Consider the following 1,319-nt stretch of genomic DNA (forward strand, 5'->3'; position numbering starts at 1 on the left):
ACCCGTGATGCTCCTATGAGTGTCAACTGCTGATTTTCTGTGTGAGTAGCTGGAACATTTCGCGGGCGACGGCTCGTTTGAGGCAGCGGATGATGTCGCGTTTGCTTTTGCCTTGGGCGAGTCGTTTGTCGCGGTAGGCGCGGGTTCGGGGGTCGCGTTTGAGGCGGGCCAAAACGATGATGTGCAGTGCCCGGTTGGCTTGCCGGTTTCCGCCCCGGTTGAGTCGGTGCCGGCTGGTTTTACCGGAGGATGCAGGGATCGGGGCGACACCACAGAGACTGGCGAACGCGGCCTCGTTCGAGATCCGGTCGGGGTTGTCGCCGACGGTGATCAGCAGTTGCGCTGCGGTCTCGTAGCCCACTCCGAAACGGGCGATGAGGTCGGCGGCGGCGTCGTCGACGAGTGGGTGCAGGTCGGCTTCGAGGGCGGCGATCTCGTGGTCGAGCATGCGGATGCGGCGGGCCAGTGACCGCAACGCGGTTTTGACTGCCGCCGCCAGTACGCCGGGTTCGACCGTGCCTGGTCGCAGTCCTGCGCAGGCCTCGACCAAGGCCTTCGTCGAGAGACCGCGCAGCTGCTCTCGGATCGGCTCGGGCGCGTTGACCACCGCCGACTTCAATGCGGTGATCGCCTCGGCGCGGGATTTGACTGCGGTGCGACGAGCGTTGTGCAGGAATCGAATTGCTTCGACGTCCCCGTCGTGTGCTTTCGGGACGGTGCGTGCGATCCCCGCCGCTGCCAGGCGAGCGGCGCTGTAGGCGTCGAGGGAATCGGACTTGCCCTGAAATCGGCGTGACTGCCGGTCGGTGCGGTCGACGTCGACGACCTCGATGCCTGCCTCCTGCAGGACTGCAGTCAGCGCTGATCCGTAACTACCGGTGCCTTCGACACCGATTCGAGCGACGACACCGGCGCCGCGAACCCATGCCAGCAGGGCGCGGTAGCCGGCGGCGGTGGCGGGGAATTCGCGGTCGCCGATGCCGCGGCCGAGGTGGTCGATGATCGCGGCGTGGTGGGTGTCTTTGTGGGTGTCGACACCGGCGAACACGGTCAGGCTGACATCGGGTGGATTTTCGGTCATGCTGGACACTGGTTATCCCTTCACGAGGTGACCACGCACCGGCCGGGACGGCGGACAACACAGTGACGGGACTCTTTGGTCAGGCTCCTATCAAGTCACTCCGCCCCACCGGTCGCGTGTGCTTCAGGTGTCCATCGATGCAGCAGCCGACACATCACGGGAAAGACAGCCATCGGCGTCAGCGCGGAAACGAGTCAAACCACTGCATCGACGAACCATTCCAGTATCACTGCGCGGA

The 1,319-nt window shown here is 64.8% G+C and carries 1 protein-coding gene; it reads right to left on the reverse strand.

What is annotated here, in order from left to right; all coding sequences use genetic code 11:
- Positions 1–22: 22 nt before the first annotated feature.
- Positions 23–1,081: an IS110 family transposase gene (locus RhoFasB10_RS25680; RefSeq protein WP_167679309.1), complete on the reverse strand. Its 1,059-nt coding sequence runs from the start codon at positions 1,079–1,081 to the stop codon at positions 23–25.
- Positions 1,082–1,319 lie beyond the last annotated feature (238 nt).

This window comes from Rhodococcus sp. B10, assembly GCF_011770055.1.
In the GTDB taxonomy this organism is placed as follows: Bacteria; Actinomycetota; Actinomycetes; order Mycobacteriales; family Mycobacteriaceae; genus Rhodococcoides; species Rhodococcoides kyotonensis_B.